Below are 17,667 nucleotides of genomic sequence, written 5' to 3' on the forward strand. Positions count from 1 at the left end.
GGATTCTCCATGGGCTCAAGCATTCTCACCGCGAAGGACCTTAGCAAAGTGGTCCCCAGCGCGGAAGGTGAACTGACCATCCTGCACGAACTCAGCCTGGAACTGAACAAGGGCGACAGCCTGGCCATTGTCGGCGCGTCGGGTTCCGGCAAATCCACGCTCCTGGGGCTGCTGGCCGGCCTGGACCTGCCCAGCAGCGGTGAAGTGACTCTCGCCGGACAGGCCCTCAGTGCGCTGGATGAAGACCAGCGGGCGCGGATCCGCGCCGAGCATGTCGGCTTTGTCTTCCAGTCGTTCCAACTGCTCGATAGCCTCAATGCGCTGGAAAACGTCATGCTGCCGCTGGAGCTGGACGGTCGCAAGGATGCCCGTGAACGCGCCACGGAACTGTTGCAGCGGGTCGGCCTGGGCCAACGCCTGACTCACTCGCCACGCCAGCTCTCCGGTGGCGAACAGCAGCGCGTGGCCATTGCCCGTGCCTTCGCCGCCGAGCCCGACGTGCTCTTCGCCGACGAACCCACCGGCAATCTCGACAGCCACACCGGTGAGCGCATCAGCGATCTTTTGTTCGAACTGAACAAGGAAAGCGGCACGACCCTGGTGCTGGTCACTCATGACGAACGCCTGGCCCATCGTTGCCGGCGCCTGATCCGACTTGAAGCCGGCCAGATGGTCGCGCCCCTGGAGCCTTGATGGCACGCTTGCCGCTGTTGCGCCTGTTCAGTCTCGCTGTCCGCCAATTGCTGCGCGACGCCCGCGCCGGCGAGTTGCGCGTGTTGTTCTTCGCCTTGCTGGTGGCGGTGGCGGCCAGCACCGCCATCGGCTACTTCGGTGCCCGGCTCAACGGCGCGATGATGCTGCGCGCCACCGAATTCCTCGGCGCGGACCTGTTGCTCGAAGGCAGCTCGCCCGCCCGCCCCGAGCAGATTCGCAGCGGCACCGAGCTGGGCCTGGAGCACGCCCTTGTCGTGGAGTTCTCCAGTGTCGTCGCCACCGACAACGGCATCCAGCTTTCCAGCGTCAAGGCTGCCGATGACCTCTACCCGTTGCGCGGCGAACTGAAAAGTGCCCCTTCCCCCTTCGCCCCGGAAGAAACCGGCGGACGACCGAATCCGGGCGAGGCGTGGGTCGAAGCCCGACTGCTGACAGCACTGGACCTGAAGATCGGCGACAGCATCGATGTCGGCAACACCACCTTGCGCCTGAGCCGGGTGCTGACTTACGAACCGGATCGCGCCGGCAATTTCTACAGCCTCACGCCCCGGGTCATGATCAACCTCAAGGACCTGGAAGCCACCGGCGTGGTACAGCCTGGCAGCCGCGTCAGCTATCGCGACCTCTGGCGAGGCCCGGCGCCCGCCCTGCAAACCTATCGCGACCTGATCAAGCCGGGCCTTGAGGCCAACCAACGCCTGCAGGATGCCCGCGACGGCAACCGGCAGATCGGTGGCGCCCTGGGCAAGGCCGAGCGCTACCTGAACATGGCCAGCCTGGTGGCGGTGCTATTGTCCGGCGTCGCGGTTGCGCTCTCCGCCAACCGTTTCGCCACCCGACGCTTCGATGCCAGCGCCCTGCTGCGCTGCCTGGGCCTGTCACGCCGGGAAACCATGGTGCTGTTCAGCCTGCAACTGACGGTACTGGGCCTGCTGGCGAGCCTCAGCGGCGCCCTGCTCGGCTGGATTGCCCAATTAGGGCTGTTCGCCTTGCTGCATGACCTGCTACCGGCCACCGTACCGCCCGGGGGTCTGCTGCCGGCAATCGCCGGGATCGGCACCGGATTGGTGGCGCTGGCAGGGTTCGCCCTGCCGCCCCTGGCCGCGTTGGGGCGAGTGCCGCCGTTGCGCGTCTTGCGCAGGGACATGCTGCCCATCCCTTCCAGTACCTGGGTGGTCTATGGTGCCGCGCTGGGTGCCCTGGGCCTGATCATGTGGCGCCTGAGCCTGGACCTGGTGCTGACCTTCGCCCTGCTCGGCGGCGGCGTTGTCGCGGCCCTGGTGCTGGGCGGCCTGCTGTTGCTGCTGCTCCAGAGCCTGCGCCGGATGCTCGCCCGCGCTTCCCTGCCCTGGCGGCTGGGGCTCGGCCAATTGCTGCGCCATCCCCTGGCCGCGGCCGGCCAGGCATTGGCATTCGGCCTGATCCTGTTGTCCATGGCGTTGATCGCACTGTTGCGCGGCGAGTTGCTGGATACCTGGCAAAACCAGCTACCGAAAAATGCCCCCAACTACTTCGCCCTGAACATCCTGCCCAATGACAAGCAGGCCTTCACCGACAAGCTGTTGCAGTTGTCGGCGCAATCGGCCCCGCTCTATCCCGTGGTACCGGGGCGGCTCATCAGCATCAACGGCGAACCGGCCAGGGAGTTCGTCACCAAGGACTCGGCCGGGGACCGGGCACTGCAGCGCGACCTGAGCCTGACCTGGGCTGCGGACCTGCCGGAAGGCAACGTCGTCACCGCCGGAAACTGGTGGCCACAGCAGCCACCGGACGATATACCGGGGGTTTCGGTGGAGGGCAAAGTGGCCGAGAACCTGCAGATCAAACTGGGCGACCGGCTGGTGTTCAGCGTGGGTGGCGTCAACCGCGAAGCGAAGGTCACCAGCCTGCGGGAGATCAACTGGGACAACTTCCAGCCCAACTTCTTCATGATCTTCCAACCCGGCACCCTGAAGGACCTGCCGGCCACCTACCTCACCAGTTTCTATCTGGCCGCCGGTCACGACCAGCAGATTGTCGACCTGGCCCGGGCCTTCCCGGCCGTGACGATCCTGCAGGTCGAAGCCTTGCTGCAGCAACTGCGCAGCATCCTGGCCCAGGTGACCCTGGCCGTGGAGTACGTGCTGCTGTTTGTCCTGGCGGCGGGCATGGCCGTGCTGTTCTCCGGCCTGCAGGCCACCCTTGATGAGCGGATTCGCCAAGGCGCGTTACTGCGAGCCCTGGGGGCCGAGCGCCCCTTGCTGGTCAAGGCCCGACGCATCGAATTCGGCCTGTTGGGTGCGGTCAGCGGATTGCTGGCGGCCCTGGGTTCTGAACTGGTCAGCCTGGTGCTCTACCGCTTTGCCTTCGACCTGCCCTGGCATCCGCATCCGTGGTTGCTGATGTTACCGCTGGCAGGCGCGTTGCTGATCGGCGCTGCGGGGGTGTTCGGCACCCGGCGGGCGCTCAACGCCAGCCCGCTGACAGTGTTGCGCGAGGGTTGATAGACTTCCGTCCTTACCACCACAAGAAGTTGCCATGAGCCGTTATCGCCCACCTCGCACCGCTGGCACCGCGCTGATCACCCCCGAGGGCGAGGCGCGGATGCGCGCCGAATTCCACGAGCTTTGGCATGTACGCCGCCCCCAAGTGACCCAGGCTGTCAGCGAGGCGGCGGCCCAAGGCGATCGCTCGGAAAATGCCGAATGGGAGCAAGCACCGCATTTCCCATACTATCAACCCTACAAGCCTTTAAATCCGGACGTTCACAAATAGTAGCCATACTCAGAAAGCCATACTATTTCGCGTAAAAAATTTCGTTGATCCACCACAACACTTCTCCGCCGGGGGTTTGCACAACTGCCTCGTCGCCCACCTCTTTCTTCAAAAGAGCGCGCGCCATGGGCGAATCGATCGAGATGTAATCGTTTCGACCGTAAATTTCGTCGTAGCCCACAACCCGAAATTTTTTGATTTCGCCCGCCTCGTTTTCAATCTCGACCCAAGCCCCAAAAAAGATCTTTCCCTCCTGTTCAGGCGAATATTCGACTACGCGCACGTCCTCAAGCCGCTTCCGAAGGTATCGGACTCGACGGTCAATCTCCCGCAGCAGCTTCTTGTTGTACTGGTAATCCGCATTCTCGCTGCGGTCACCCAGCGACGCTGCCCAAGTTACCTTCCTAGTTGTGTCGGGGCGCTTCTCTCGCCATAGGTAATCGAGCTCTTGCTTCAGGGCCTCATGACCTTCCTTTGTGATGATGTTTGTACTCAAGTCAGGTGTCTCACTAACGATTAACTCCGGTAAGGCAAGAGCGGATTAAAAACGCTCGGCGACTCATCCATATGGGCAACACGATGGGGGGTAGTCCGTACGATCCCGTATACCCGTGCATAGCTGCAGCATGAGTCCTTCAGGTTAAACGCCTTGATGGATGTGGTATCCCCATTGCAGCAGGTTGCGAAGCATTTGGCAGGCGGGCACACTGACTATAATCCCATGCCATAAGCCCATTTGCTCAATTCTCAAGGACGATCACTTGCAAACCAAGCAGTGGAACCTCCCCCAATGTGTGCGTAACTGATGCAATCAGTACCGCTCAAGCGTAAGTTTACGCCCATCCCCGCAGCCTATCAGAAGAGCGATTTAGCACTCGACGAAGTGTGGTCAAGCCTCACTCGAGGTGAGAATAAGAGTTGGGATGACCTACTCGGTGAATATCGCGTTGTAATATTGGCGGAAGCGGGTGCGGGTAAGACCTACGAGCTGAAATCTGCGGCCCAGCGACTGATTAGCCAAGGAAGGCCTGGATTTTTTATTCGCATCGAAGATATCGACGACGATTTTGGTACTGCCTTCGAGGCGGGCTCTGAGTTAGCTTTTGAAGATTGGCTAGCTGGGGATGACGAAGCTTGGTTTTTTCTCGATTCTGTCGACGAGATCCGGCTCACCGAGCCGAGAGCGTTCGAGTCAGCGATCCGTGCCTTTGCCAAACGGATCCGTAATGCCCGCCAGCGCGCGCACATCTATATTTCAAGCCGCCCCTATGCCTGGCGACCAGTGCTTGATCGTGCTTTGATCGAAGAAGTGTTGCCGTTCGAGCCGCGGCGGCAGGAAACACTCGGTAGCGATGATTTGTCTACCGATGTCCAAAGTGGAGAGGCCATAGAGGGGGCCTATCCAGCGGTTGAAAACAGTAAGGACGATTCCCCCCCAACACTTCAGTTGTATCAGCTAGCCCCGCTCGATGAAGTTGAGGTTCGCCTATTCGCCGAGCATAGCGGCGTCGAAGACAGCATAGATTTCCTTGCGGCACTCGAGCGTAGCAGACTCTTCCCACTCGCACGACTTCCTTTCGACCTGCACGACCTACTTGCGACATGGCGCGAGACCAGGAGTCTGGCGAGTCGGCTTGACATCCTACAGGAAGGCGTTCGTCGCCAACTAACGCTGTCGCTTCAGGAAGATTCAACTTTGACTCTTCAGCGCGCAGAGGAAGGAGCGCAGCTAATCGCTATAGCGGCAGTGCTGACCGGACGTCCGAATATCAGACTCCCCGGCTCGCCTGGTGCCGAAGGGATTGACGCTGAGTTGCTGCTGCCTAGCTGGACCTCTGCCGATATCGCATCGTTGCTTATGACCGGAGTTTTCGGTGAACCGATCTTCGGCGAAGTGCGCTTTCGACATCGTGAGATTCGCGAACTGCTCGCCGCTAGGTGGATCGAGCAGCAGCTAAAGCGGAGCGGCGGGCGGCATCATGTCGAAATGCTGATATTCAGCAGCCAATATGGAGAGAACATCCTTACACCACGCTTAAGACCAGTTCTTCCCTGGCTGATACTTTTCAATGATTCGATCCGCGACCGCGTACTCACTGACCACCCCGAAGTTGCCGTGGAAGGCGGTGACGCAGCCCGCCTCCCCGTCGATGTCCGACGCAATATCTTGTCCATGCTGATCGACCAAGTGATCGACCCCTCTTCGGGTCTACGTAGCTTGGATAATGCAGAGATCGCTAAAATCGCCCACGCGGATCTGCAGGAATATGTTCATACGCTTATCGACAAGTATTTTGATAACGACGATGCCATTTTCGTCCTCGGGCGCCTAGTTTGGCAGGGCGAAATGCGCAACTGCGTTGCCAGCCTATCCGAAATCTCTGCCAATCCAACTCGCGGCATCTATGCTCGTCTCATCTCGATTCGCGCGGTCGCATGCCTCGGTAGTCCGGACCAACTCTATGCGCTTTGGCGGGCGCTCAACACCAATACTGTGCAAATCCAGCGGCGGTTGTTGGCTGAGCTCGTGGACAATGCCCCTGCCACCGCGGAAACCATCGAACTATTTCTTGCATCGATCGATAATTCCGAGCCGCGCAAAGAGTTCGAGGTCACCGGCTTAACCCTCTCACTTAATGGGTTTATCCAGCGACTACCTCTTTCCCGCGATCTCAAGACCGCGGAACTGCTATTCGTTTTTGCCGAAGGGCTACTGCGCTATCTCATTCGAGAGCCGTATGTTGAGCGTGGACATTGCCATGTCTCGGAAACCTTTCAGTGGCTTATGAGCCCCGCGCTGCATTGCATCGAGCGATTGATAGATACGCGCTCGCCGGCGGCGCTTTCACGAGTTTCACTCGCGATCCTCGCTGCCACGCCAGCCCTACACTTCTGGCGAGGCGATGACTATCAGGAGCGCAAGTCGATCGTAAACAGACTTGTTCCGGAATGGCCTGAACTTAACGACGCACTGTTTTGGAGGACGGTGACCGAGTATCGCGGAGTGCATGACGAAGAGCTAAAAGACGATTGGCCAGTCAGTTGGATGGGCCATTTCTGGAAGTTGGATGAAACCAGTTTCGCGCGCACCGTCGCTTGGATTCGAGACCGAGAATTTTACGACGATAAGCTTGTAGCTCTTTCACGTGCTGTTCGCATCTACGCCGAAAACGACCAACCAGCAGCGTGGCTCGAGGATTTACATAACGCAGTGGCAGGCAATCCGGACTTGGAAGCGTCCCTGAATTCCAAGCTCTATCCGACGACTTCGCCTGAAATGCAGCGATATCAGCAAGACGAACGCGACCAGCACCTCAAGCAGAAGCATCGAGAAGAAAAGAACTCCAGCGCGCGCACTAAATTCGTTGCAAGGCTCACCGCTAATCCTGACATCATCCGCCACCCTCTGAACCTCAAGCCTGGCCAACTAAGCTCGGAGCAATATCATCTACTTCAAATTATCGAAGGAGACAAGTCACGTAACAGCCGTACCCAAGGCGCCAATTGGGCGGCACTTATTCCCGAGTTTGGAGCTGCGGTAGCCGAAGCCTACCGTGACGCGGCGATTGCATTCTGGCGCGCTTATAAGGCAGGAGTTCGCTCCGAAGGAGCCGACACCAGTAGCATCCCCTACGCACTCATTTTCGCAATGTCCGGGCTTGATATCGAGTTCCGCGACAATGGAAAAATGGGGGCATCGCTAAGAAAAACCGATGCGCGTCGAGCTCTTCGCTATGTCCTATGGGAGCTGAATGGCTTCCCGTGGTGGTTCGAAAAGTTTTACCGAGCATGGCCAAAGATTTCGCGGGATTTCCTCTGGAAGGAAATCGAGTGGGAACTCAAGCATACGCCTTCCGAACAGTCGCTTTACTATGTGCTGCACGACCTCGTCTACTACGCACCATGGCTCCATACCGAATTCGCGCCGTTGCTCAGTGGTTGGCTTTCAAAGCATCAGGCACCCAATCTCGACTGCCTACGTTATTGTCGCGCAATCATGATAGGTGGTGGTTTGGTTGCTGCGGACATTGCCACGCTCTCGATGCGCAAAATAGCAGACACGGGAACGCCGCCGGAGCAACTTGCAACTTGGCATGCGCTGCGAACTGATGCCGATCCAGCTCGCGGGGTTCCGGCGGTCAGTGGACTGTTTGATTCCGGCACCCTCCTCGACCCCGCCGGCTTCGTCAGCTCTTTCAGCGTCGCATTGATAGGTAGCCGCCGGGACGTGAGTCCAATCTTCGGCCTCTTCAAAACGCCTAGCTACCTTAAAGAACTCTATCTGCTGACCCATCGTACGGTCAGGGTGGCTGACGACATCGAGCGAGCAGGCAAAGGCGTCTATTCGCCAACTTTGCGGGACGAAGCACAGGATGCACGCGAGAGCTTATTCGCTCTTCTTACTCAAATCCCTGGCGAACTCACCTACCGAACAATCCTCGAATTGTCGATAGAACATCCGGCACCCCGCTATCGCGACTACATGCGTACCCGCGCATACGAGCGTGCCGTGGAGGATGGCGACCTACCTGCATGGAGCGAATCCGAAGTTGCACGACTAGTCCAACGCCTAAGCGTGTATCCGATCGTTGCCGCGTTACCTAACGGAGCCGACAGTGCAAAAGCTTGAAAGGCCGGACAAGTCGCCGGCAGTTCTACGGTCGAGAGCAGCGCATCAAGCGCGACAACAGATGCGCGACTTTTGGGCGCTCGATCGACAACGCCGAGCTCAGACTAGCGTGCCAGCTATTGGACTCAGTTCAACAGACCAACGTTTAATTACCGCGGTTGCCGGAATGAGCCTCAACCGGTGCGCCTTTTGCGAAGCAAAGGAACTGCTTTCGGTTCACCGTTTCCGTCCTGCAGGTAACGCACTGCCACTCGCTGAAACGAGTAACGCACACCTTTACTACCTATGGCTCGCTGACGCTTGGCAGAACCTATTGCCAATTTGCACTAGCTGCATTCCGCGTGAGACGCAGTTTCCAACTGACGGTGCCCGTGCGCCGCTGCCGTCGCTTCGCCAGATCGATGCCTATGTCGAACGAGACGATGGTCTTTGGCCGTCTTATCCTCCCAAAGAAACCATTCTCCTCCTCGACCCTGCGCGAGACCGTGACTTCGAGAAACACCTCGTTCCCAAGCTCAACGGTGAGATTATTGGAAGCTCGCGAAAGGGCGAGACTACAGTGCTCGTATTCGATCTCAATCGTGCCAAGCGCCGTCACCAGCGCCACCAGACTTATCAATCGCTAATCGACCGCCTCCTAGTACTGCTCCGGGAAGGTAAAAAGTTCAATGACTCGCCCGATTGGAAGTTGATCTTTGATTTTCCGATGATTGAGTTCGGTGGAACTTGGTTCTTACTGTTGCGTCGCATTGCGAGGTGGATTGCAGTTTCGAAAGTCGTGAGATGGAAAACCTCCAGCAACCTGATCCGTGCGTTTTTTTTGCGGCTTGCTGACGATGGTGACGCTATCTATCACCTCGAGGCCGCTCTTTCCGCAATAGCAGAGGAGGATGAGGGATTGCGCGCCCGTCGCTGGTCAATCGGCCCGATGTATACGGCACGCACATCTATAGCAGCCGTCGAAATCAGCAATTTCAAAGCGATCGAGGGGCTACAACTGACCTTGGGCGAACCTGCTGCACGGCGGGGCGATCTAGTTAGTGGGCGCGCACCATCACTGGTGATTCTTGGTGAAAATGCGACCGGTAAAAGTTCGATACTTGAGGCTATATCGCTGGCGCTTACTACCTCCGCTGCTCGCACCGCACTTAATGTGCCTTGGACCCAGTTGGTTCTTGACCCCTCGCAACTCGGCCTCGAACGCGTAAAAACGGCGTTGCCCGCTGAAGTGCGCGTTAAGCTTACGAACGATCAGTCGGTGACGTTGACGATTGAACATGGCGCACCGACGGTACGCAGTGAACTAGGAAACCACCACGTGCCAGTATTTGCCTATGGTGCATTCCGACGCTTCCTGACCGGTACACGCAGGCCTGCACCCCATAAGCATATCCGCAACCTCTTCGACGGCAGCACGCTTTCCAATCCCGAGCCTTGGCTCAAAGCCCTGAAACAAGATCAGTTCGACATGGTGATCCGCACCTTGCGTGACCTGCTATCGATCGAGGGGGAGTTCGACGTCATACAGCGCGAGCGCGGTTCGCGCCAACTGCGCATGGTCACCTCCCTGACAGAACCAGACGGTGAAATACGTTACAGCCGAACCCCGCTGCATGCAGTCTCGTCGGGATATCGTTCAATGCTGGCCATGGTGTGCGACATCCTGCGCGGGCTGCTTGATCCCCAAGTATACGAAGGGTTTGAGAGTTTTCGGAATGCCAAAGGAGTCATCCTGATTGACGAAATCGAGGCCCACCTACATCCGCGCTGGAAAGTGCAGGTCATGTCCAGCCTGCGTAACGCGCTTCCTGGGATGACATTCATCGTCACGACACATGACCCGCTATGCCTACGTGGCATGGGAGAAGGTGAAGTGGTAGTGCTCCAACGTATCGCGGCCATCGATAGCGCGCGTGAAAGTCAGATGCCAATTATCGTAGAGCGCATGATGGGACTACCGTCAGTCGCTGATTTGCGGATCGAACAGCTTCTAACTTCCGACTTTTTCCAGATGCTCTCCACAGACGATGCTGCAGCCGACCGGAGTCTTGCAGGGATCGCCGATCTCATTGCCGCGCGCGCGCGGGGCGATGAACTGTCCTTGGAAGATAGCCGTATTCTCGCGGATTTTGAGCGAGACATTGCCAGTGCGCTTCCAGTTGGGTCTAGTGAAGTCCATCGCATCGTGCAGGACACTGTCGCGGAGTATCTTCGGCGTCGTCGCGACGCCAGTAGCGAAACACTCCAGCGGCTGCGTGATGATGCCAGAGCTGAGATTCTCGCTGCGTTGGAAGCGCTCTGAGATGCGTAGGGTAGATCGCGGCAGTGTAGACGTTCCAAAATCACTCTTGCTCGGCGGCGCAGGCCCGGCAGAGTTGACAACGGTGAAGGAACACCACAACGCACCAAATCCGCCAGCTAACCAAAATAGTGGCAAAAAGAAGAGTTTCACTTTTACAGCGTACAAAAGTGCCGATATACGGGCCGCCCTTGAGAAGTTGTTTTACGACAAATGTGCCTACTGTGAGACAGTCTATGCCGCCTCAGCACCTGTCGACATCGAACACTATCGCCCGAAAGGTGCCGTTGCCGAGGACGCGGCACACGGCGGCTACTGGTGGATCGCGATGGATTGGGACAATTTGCTACCAAGTTGTATCGACTGTAACCGCAAGCGTGGGCAGGTCTTGGTCGAGCCATCTTCTAGCCTTGCCGTACTCGCTGCGAACGTAAAGCCGGCGGTCACCCAATCAGGCAAAAAGGACAGTTTCCCTCTTGCAGTTACGGGTGTACGCGCAATGGGAGAGGAAGCAGAACTCGAGGACGAACAAGCACTGCTTATCAATCCGTGCTGTGACGACCCAGCAACTAGCTTGATGTACAGTTTTGACCCAGCGCATCCGGCTGGGCTGGTTGTTCCGACAGGAGAGCTGGATCAGCAGGTACGCGGCGCGGTTTCGATACAGATTTATGGCCTCAATCGGCTAAAGCTCGTACAGGATAGAACCAGATTGCTAAGACGTCTTGAGTTCCTCGGCGATCTCGTTATCGATCTCGCATCCTCGATTACTGAACTTGAAGCGCCTGCTGTCCAGAGAGCATTGCAAGGGACATCAGCAGAGAACGTCGCATCGAGGCTGCGTCTGCTGCGTGACCGGACTTTGGCCGAGATAAAGTCTTTTACCAAAGACGATGCCCCCTATTCATCTATGGCAAGCGCTTGGCTCGAGCAATTTAAAGCGCGAATTCGCCCTGTTACACCCGTCTAAGCTTTTCCTTACAACCTGGCCGCCTTTTTGGCAGATCAGCGACTTTCAAGCGAATAGTCCAGTGGGTCGCACACCACGCAATTTTCATGATGGGCCAGAAGCTCCGCTAGCTGCTCAGGCCGGGGCCTTGTTTCTCGAAGTCGAATCGGCCTTCGGATAGAATCGCCATTAAACCGGTAGCCCCCCCTTTAATTAAGCACTCCCCCCCACTCCTGCCATGACGCGAGCCGCCAAGGGCACTTTTTTCTGGGTTAATTCAGTATCTCGGGCGATTGAGAATGTGAGCTCTCTCCATCTATCAGATTTACCTATAGTTATCCTCCCACAAATAAGCACCCTAAAGGATGTAAGCCAATGGGCCATTTAAGCTGACCAAGCCTCTTAAATCATCGAGGCTCAGCCGTACGGTCACAATTCCGTTTGCTCCAGCAGCAGCTTCATACTCGGAAAAACACAAATATAGGTAACTGTTATCAAAATAATAACACTGATTATCAGACACAGTCTGAAACCAGTTTCCAGGTATTGTCTTCGTCAGTTCAGTACTAGCCATTGTGTTTATTTTTTCGACATAACCTGACCGAAACAGATCCTTAAATTCGACAGGCTCACCGTTTCTTACATTTATATTCAAGCTAATAACTTCATTGTGTGCACCGGCGGCGTTATGACCATAGAAGTAGCCTTCTGCCACGACACTCAAAACACCCCCATCAATCCTTGCACTTTTTATGTGCATAATTCGATCCTCAGTGCCGTCGAAGCTCTCATTCACCCCAATCCGATGCTGAATCTGCGAATTTATTTTCTTCTCCAGATAGGCATCACCCAAACCAGACACCTCAACATATTCTAGTTCAATGGTGGCAACGTCGACATTTGTATCAGGCCTGTAGTCCTTTATATGTTTACTGACCTTACGATACTCAAGTTTTGGCTGAGAAGGGACGGAAGGGGGCGCAGGTACATGTTGCTGAGGGACAGACTCACTTGGTTTTTCGCCCATTATTTTTTCTGCAGGGTTCGTCCAAAAAACCGCCGCAAACACAGCAAGTGCGCCACCTGCTCGTAGCCAACCGCCAAATTTTATTTCTATGAAACCAGACATTACAGCTACCACCCCAGCGGCAGACAGCGACGCAACGAGCCGGAAAATTATGTATTGGAAATCGGTCGGGTTCGGTAAAAATATGGCAATCGCAATAATCGCGATTAAAAACACGACGCCAAAGCCGAAGGAAATCACTATTCGGACGCCAGAAGTCAATGTAAATCCCTCTCTATTATCAAGGCCGTACGTTGGCAAACTATTTTCGACTAGGCTTTGACGCAGCGATCGAATAAGTGGCGCCTTCAAGTACTTTTTGCAGAGTCGCTGCATATTTGCGTACTCTGTACTGGACGGTCTGTAGCTGCCGTTAATGTTCAGTCTCTCAAAACCAGCCTGTAAAAGGCTGAAATGTTGCGGCATGGTTTGCAATATCGCATAGCAATCCTCAGCAAAACCCTGCGCCCACAAACCGTCACCATGAGCGCCTAGCAAACTGCTATTGCCAACAAACTCCTCGCAGAAATTATAGTATTCAGCACCTTTACGCTGAATATCTAAGAGACTTGACGTTGCCACCGCCGAATCCCACCCACCTTGGGTTTTAAGCACATACTGAGTGATAGCATCAATGTAACTTGACTTAAATTCCGCCAACCTATTTTTTGCGAGAACAACATCTTGCTCTTTCGTACTCAATTGTTCTGCCTGCTTGAGACGGTCATCGTTTAGTTTGCTGCAAAGCCATCGTTAACAGCATCGAGATATCTTTATTATCCACGCCAGCAGTAACAAAAAACTGCGTACCAGGGCATTGCCGAGCAACGATCAATGCGATATCGGTCGACGTGATGACTCTTTTTGAAGCCTTTAGAGCCTGTAGCTGGCTTTCTATCCTTGCGAGATCCATCGAACTAGGGGCCCAGCTCCTGATTCTTGCTGCCCGTTCGAGAAATTCTCTAAGATTCCCAGTAATCATTCCGCGCGTCCTTCTGTGATTTGGGTGGCCAACGCAAGCAAGGTTCTAATGTCAGAGTTATCAAGCCCCTTATAGACCCACTGACCGGCGGAAGGACAATGTTTCTTTACTAGCTCAGACCATTTAGCCGCATCCAGAACATTTCCGGATTTAGCATATGCTACGGCTTCGGACGATATACAGAATACTTGTGAACGGCTGGGTTCGTGAGGAGAGGTGCCAAATGTCATCCTGATTCTGTAAGCAAAATCCATTAGTCGGTCCCGAGTGAGCAAAACCGTCATGATAGCATCTAGCCTTCTTCCGATTGAATCCGCTCCGAAACATCGATCTCATATCTGGATCGGCCTGATTACGGATTCCTCGTTTTTTGGAACCTCTAATGGGAAGGAACCTCCTCGAAACCAGCGGCAATCAGATTAGGGCGCAGTGCTTTCAGACAAGTAAGAGGCACGGCCAGCCAGAAAAGGTTCCGAGCTCTAGTCACAGCGACATATCCGATACGACCTTCTTCGGTAAGAGTGCCGGCAAGCAAGGCGTCGATGTTCGGCTTTTTGGCTACGTACAGAACCGCACCAATAGACTCGCCCTTCACCTGGTGGATCGTTTCCACCCTGATCCCGGGTTCTCGATCCTTCTCGTCTACTGCGCCAGTTAGGGGCAGATCCAACAATCCGGTTTTAGCCAGCTTGTTGCCCAGCCTGTCTGCGGCCCCCAACCCAAATTGCCCTTCGGTGGTCGAGAGAAGCTTTTTGAGATTGGTCACTAATTTGGGATGCCACTCGGTTTTAGCCAAGAGTGTAGATGAGGGTAGCCCGGACTCAGCATCGCGGATGAAGCTCCACAGCAGTCGCCTAAGCCCAAGCATCCATGCATCCTGCGGGGCACCCTGAAGGTGGGTACTGAGGCCAAGCGGCGGCTTATCCATCAAACCCACCACCGCTCGGCACACAAGCTTGAAGCATTCTTGATAGCGGCCTTGCTGGTCTCGGATCAATGCCGCTTCGGTGAACAGAGCAACCGTACCTTGGCCGGGAGGAGCGGCTTTGCCAGAAAGCACTGCCGCTCGGTCAGCCCCCCGACTGAGTATCACCGCATCTTCATGTCGCACGCCCAAGTCATCAATCTGCGCTTTGAACGATTCAAAAAGCTTAGGAAGTTCGGAGTCCTTGTACCCAACGAAATATGCCCCTCCGTTTTCAGGCTCCCGATCGGCTTCATCCTCGCGGCCACAGAGCAAATTGGCGATGTTGATGATTGGAGGGAGTGAGCGGTAATTGCGCGTGAGCTTGAAATCCTTCACCCCAGCACGGTTGTAATAATTGCTCAGGAACGAACCGTCAGCTCCTGCGAAGCCGTAAATGCCTTGGTTCACGTCACCAATGAGCGAGACATGGACTCCTGCCTTGATGAGCAATTCCAAGATAGCCTGATGCAAGGTGCCCAAATCCTGGGACTCATCGACCAAAATCTGCGGGTAGCGGGCGGCAAGCGCGCGCAAGACTGCAGGTTGGCCCACCAACGTTCGATAAACCCAGTACCGGCCAAGCTCGTGCGTGTAGGCTCCAATGCGACCCAAGCGTTTGATCGTATCTGATGCAATGACAGTATCGAGTTTCACCAAATCATCGTGGGTACCGGTGAAGAAGTAGAAGCTCCCATGCTCCAGGCCCACTTTGACGTCCTTGATAGGGGTCGGACGTCCTTCCTCAGGCCAGTACCTAAAGCTAGCCAGGAACGGCTCTGTACCGGATAGAAGATACGCGGCTTGGTCTGAGGACATTGTCCGGTGAGCGTGGGGACGCAGCACATGCTGGGTGAAGAAACCGTCGAGCGTGTCCACCTCTACACGCTTGCGGTTAGCGTCGTCTGGAAGATTTGAAGCGAGCTGAGCGTAGCCTTTGTTGAAAGTATTGACCGCTACGTTCGAGAAAGACAAAAGTACAACCCGACCCCGACTATTTTCCATTTTTTGCCGGACGGCAATCAGTCGCCTGATCGCTGTGGCCGTCTTGCCGCTACCGGCGCAGGCCGTGACAGCGATAGGTCCAAGAGGCGCATTGATTATTTCCTTCTGCTCATCGGAGAGCTTCATGGCTTGATCGCTCCCTGACAGACATGCTCAATCGCCTTACGAAGATAGTCAGGTACTTCACACGTTGCCGTGCTGGAAATCTGTTCAGCCAAAGCTTGGGCAAACCGGCCCTTCTGCAGGTTACCGCTACTCGCTTTACGCTCGAACATACCGCAAAACAGCGCTTTCGCCTTCGCAGTGTTGTCTGGCTGAGCATCGACGATCTTGCGTAGCGCTGCCGAAATGATCGGATGAGGGTCTGCTAAAGCCTTGAGCATCGGGTCGCGGTTTGCCTCAAGCAATGCAAGGTCGTATTCCAGCGTTTTCAGACCGTGGAACACTTTGACGAAAGCGTCTTCCGATTCCTTCATCTTGACGGTGTTGCTCGACAGCCTCACTTCGTCTCCCAGCGACGGGTAGACTTCTTTCCGTTTTAGCTTCTTCTTTTTCTTCGCAGGCTCAGCCAACGGATCATCCGCGTCATCGTCGCCAACAGGGACATCCGTTTCTTCGAGATACGCAGCCTCGGCGAGAATGTCTTCGATGTTACCTGCATCCAGCGCAACTTCCGCAAGCTCGTGGGCCTCTTCCTCATCGAAAGGATCGGCGTCGGTTACGACGGCAACCGGGATCCGAAGTCCGTTTTCACCGAACAAGGGTAGGAAAGAATCGAAATTGAGCCCTTCGACACTGATCAGGCTGACCCCGAACTCTCGCAGGTCCAGCCCCATGAGCGTTGCCAGAGCATCGACGAGCATGAGCTCGGCGGCGCCTTCAACGAATATTACCCGGCGAGCAAAAAAAAGTTCGGCTCGGGTCACGTCCAGGTAGCGCTCCAGCTTTTCGCGTTTGCCCTTACCGAACTTGATGTCACGCGGGAAGAAGGTCTCTACGCCGGCATCGTTCTCAACCAAACACACCAGGGATTCGAGCTTGGAATTGCTGGCAAAATTGGGAGAGTGACTGGTGACGAACAGCTGAACCGCCTTTTCGCCTTCGCTCGTTGGTAAGCCTGCAAGGTAGCGCAACAACACGCGCTGCAGCTGAGGATGCAAATGGGCTTCCGGCTCTTCAACAATCAAGCTGCGATACGCGGCGTCCGGATTCTTGGCCAGCTCGCTTAGCACTACCGCCATGAAAATCAGGTTGTTGAAACCCAGGCCATTCTGCTCAATCTCCATTGCTTGAGCCGTGAGGGAAAGCCGAGCAGATAACCGCTGAAAGTCCGTCGCGCTAAGTCCAACAGCGAGTGTCTGTGCCAATTGATCGCCCATCATCAGGCCGTGTCGGGACGAAATCGCGGAATGGGTGTTCTGGATCGCTTCGGTCTGTTGGAGCTTGTCGTCCAGTTCCTTCAGTGCTTGGTTAATTGCGTCACGCCCAGGTTCATCCGTGAGCATATGAAGCAGGTGTGCCAGCTGGCTGTTGCGGCTGGGTCGAAGTCCCTGAGCGGCATCCCGCAGGGGTTGGAGATAAACGCCCCTGAGGTTTTCCATCATGTCTGAGGTGAGGGTCACGTCCAGATGATCGCCACACCAACGCTTCACTCTGAAGCGTCCTGTCTGATCTGCGTCGGTATAGCGGACATGGATATGGGCTTCCATGGTCTTATCAGCAGCAGGCTTGAGCGCAGCGATAAAGTCCGCTTCATCATCGTGGCTTAAATCACGAAAGACAAAATGGAAGGAAATGTCGCCAGCCGGCTCGCCTTCAAGCGGACGATGCCGATCGGCGATATCAAGGCGGGGATACGGTTCGTCATGACCGGCGAGAAGGGTTCGAAGCGCATCCACTACAGCGCTTTTGCCAACATTGTTTGGACCTACCAGCACATTCAACCCAGGCTGAAATTTCAGCTTGGCGTCACGTAGCTTGCGGAAATTCTTAATAGTCAGCTCAGCGAGGTACATGAAAGTCTCCATCCTTGTTGTGCGGATGAAAGCCTATATGAGCTGAAGTGCGCAATAGAGCTTTCTCTTTCCGGCTTCGAAGGTTCGCTATTGATGAAGGCGATCATGTCTTCAGGTGAGAAAAATGGATGCTAGCCCACCTCGCCATGCCCCTCTTCCCACACCCTACACCCTGCAGCACAGCGAGCACACTGAGTACGCCGAGCACATCAAGCACATCGGAGCACCGCAAAACAAAAATATAAATATGAAATTCAGCAGGTTATAAATATTTTCTGCGTGATATCGC

At 55.7% G+C, this 17,667-nt stretch carries 10 protein-coding genes and 1 pseudogene; 6 read left to right on the plus strand and 5 right to left on the minus strand.

The window, feature by feature from the left end; translation table 11 throughout:
• Positions 1-9: 9 nt before the first annotated feature.
• The 3 genes and pseudogenes from CGA22_RS03180 to CGA22_RS03190 all read left to right on the plus strand — a co-directional run.
• Positions 10-693, plus strand: coding sequence for an ABC transporter ATP-binding protein (locus CGA22_RS03180; RefSeq protein ID WP_024776675.1), 684 nt, complete (start codon positions 10-12; stop codon positions 691-693).
• Complete coding sequence (locus CGA22_RS03185) at positions 693-3,197, plus strand: ABC transporter permease (protein ID WP_041020057.1); 2,505 nt, start codon at positions 693-695, stop codon at positions 3,195-3,197. Before CGA22_RS03180 ends, CGA22_RS03185 begins: the two co-directional genes overlap by 1 nt.
• A 34-nt stretch (positions 3,198-3,231) precedes the next feature.
• A pseudogene (locus CGA22_RS03190) lies at positions 3,232-3,402 on the plus strand (transcription elongation factor GreB); the annotation flags it as partial.
• A gap of 88 nt (positions 3,403-3,490) precedes the next feature.
• Here CGA22_RS03190 and greB read toward each other — a convergent pair.
• Entirely contained in the window at positions 3,491-3,964 is a 474-nt protein-coding gene (greB, locus tag CGA22_RS03195; protein ID WP_041020055.1) for a transcription elongation factor GreB, read from the minus strand.
• A gap of 309 nt (positions 3,965-4,273) precedes the next feature.
• Between greB and CGA22_RS03200 the strand changes: the two genes are divergently transcribed.
• The 3 genes from CGA22_RS03200 to CGA22_RS03210 are packed head-to-tail and all read left to right on the plus strand — an operon-like array spanning position 4,274 to position 11,367.
• Positions 4,274-8,098, plus strand: coding sequence for an NACHT domain-containing protein (locus tag CGA22_RS03200; protein ID WP_041020054.1), 3,825 nt, complete (start codon positions 4,274-4,276; stop codon positions 8,096-8,098).
• A complete protein-coding gene (locus CGA22_RS03205) occupies positions 8,085-10,400 on the plus strand; it encodes an AAA family ATPase (protein WP_041020053.1) in 2,316 nt (771 codons plus the stop codon). Before CGA22_RS03200 ends, CGA22_RS03205 begins: the two co-directional genes overlap by 14 nt.
• Position 10,401: 1 nt before the next feature.
• A complete protein-coding gene (locus CGA22_RS03210; protein WP_041020052.1) occupies positions 10,402-11,367 on the plus strand; it encodes an HNH endonuclease in 966 nt (321 codons plus the stop codon).
• Between the two features lie 337 nt (positions 11,368-11,704).
• Here CGA22_RS03210 and CGA22_RS03215 read toward each other — a convergent pair whose 3' ends face one another.
• The 4 genes from CGA22_RS03215 to CGA22_RS03230 form a co-directional block, all read right to left on the minus strand.
• The gene (locus tag CGA22_RS03215) at positions 11,705-13,114 is read right to left on the minus strand and encodes a DUF3298 domain-containing protein (protein WP_052435061.1); all 1,410 of its coding nucleotides are present in this window, start codon (positions 13,112-13,114) and stop codon (positions 11,705-11,707) included.
• Between the two features lie 22 nt (positions 13,115-13,136).
• The gene (locus tag CGA22_RS03220) at positions 13,137-13,394 is read right to left on the minus strand and encodes a hypothetical protein (protein WP_041020051.1); all 258 of its coding nucleotides are present in this window, start codon (positions 13,392-13,394) and stop codon (positions 13,137-13,139) included.
• Between the two features lie 379 nt (positions 13,395-13,773).
• Positions 13,774-15,489: a UvrD-helicase domain-containing protein gene (locus CGA22_RS03225; RefSeq protein WP_041020050.1), complete on the minus strand. Its 1,716-nt coding sequence runs from the start codon at positions 15,487-15,489 to the stop codon at positions 13,774-13,776.
• A complete protein-coding gene (locus tag CGA22_RS03230) occupies positions 15,486-17,378 on the minus strand; it encodes an ATP-dependent nuclease (protein WP_041020049.1) in 1,893 nt (630 codons plus the stop codon). Before CGA22_RS03230 ends, CGA22_RS03225 begins: the two co-directional genes overlap by 4 nt.
• Positions 17,379-17,667 lie beyond the last annotated feature (289 nt).

The organism is Pseudomonas sp. PSB18, from assembly GCF_014596565.1.
Classification (GTDB): Bacteria; Pseudomonadota; Gammaproteobacteria; order Pseudomonadales; family Pseudomonadaceae; genus Aquipseudomonas.

Excerpts from the sequence above, each read along its gene's own strand:
- CGA22_RS03180 (WP_024776675.1), top strand. The coding sequence starts at position 10 with ATGGGCTCAAGCATTCTCACCGCGAAGGACCTTAGCAAAGTGGTCCCC.
- CGA22_RS03185 (WP_041020057.1), top strand. The coding sequence starts at position 693 with ATGGCACGCTTGCCGCTGTTGCGCCTGTTCAGTCTCGCTGTCCGCCAA.
- CGA22_RS03200 (WP_041020054.1), top strand. The coding sequence starts at position 4,274 with ATGCAATCAGTACCGCTCAAGCGTAAGTTTACGCCCATCCCCGCAGCC.
- CGA22_RS03210 (WP_041020052.1), top strand. The coding sequence starts at position 10,402 with ATGCGTAGGGTAGATCGCGGCAGTGTAGACGTTCCAAAATCACTCTTG.
- CGA22_RS03220 (WP_041020051.1), bottom strand. The coding sequence starts at position 13,394 with ATGATTACTGGGAATCTTAGAGAATTTCTCGAACGGGCAGCAAGAATC.
- CGA22_RS03225 (WP_041020050.1), bottom strand. The coding sequence starts at position 15,489 with ATGAAGCTCTCCGATGAGCAGAAGGAAATAATCAATGCGCCTCTTGGA.
- CGA22_RS03230 (WP_041020049.1), bottom strand. The coding sequence starts at position 17,378 with ATGTACCTCGCTGAGCTGACTATTAAGAATTTCCGCAAGCTACGTGAC.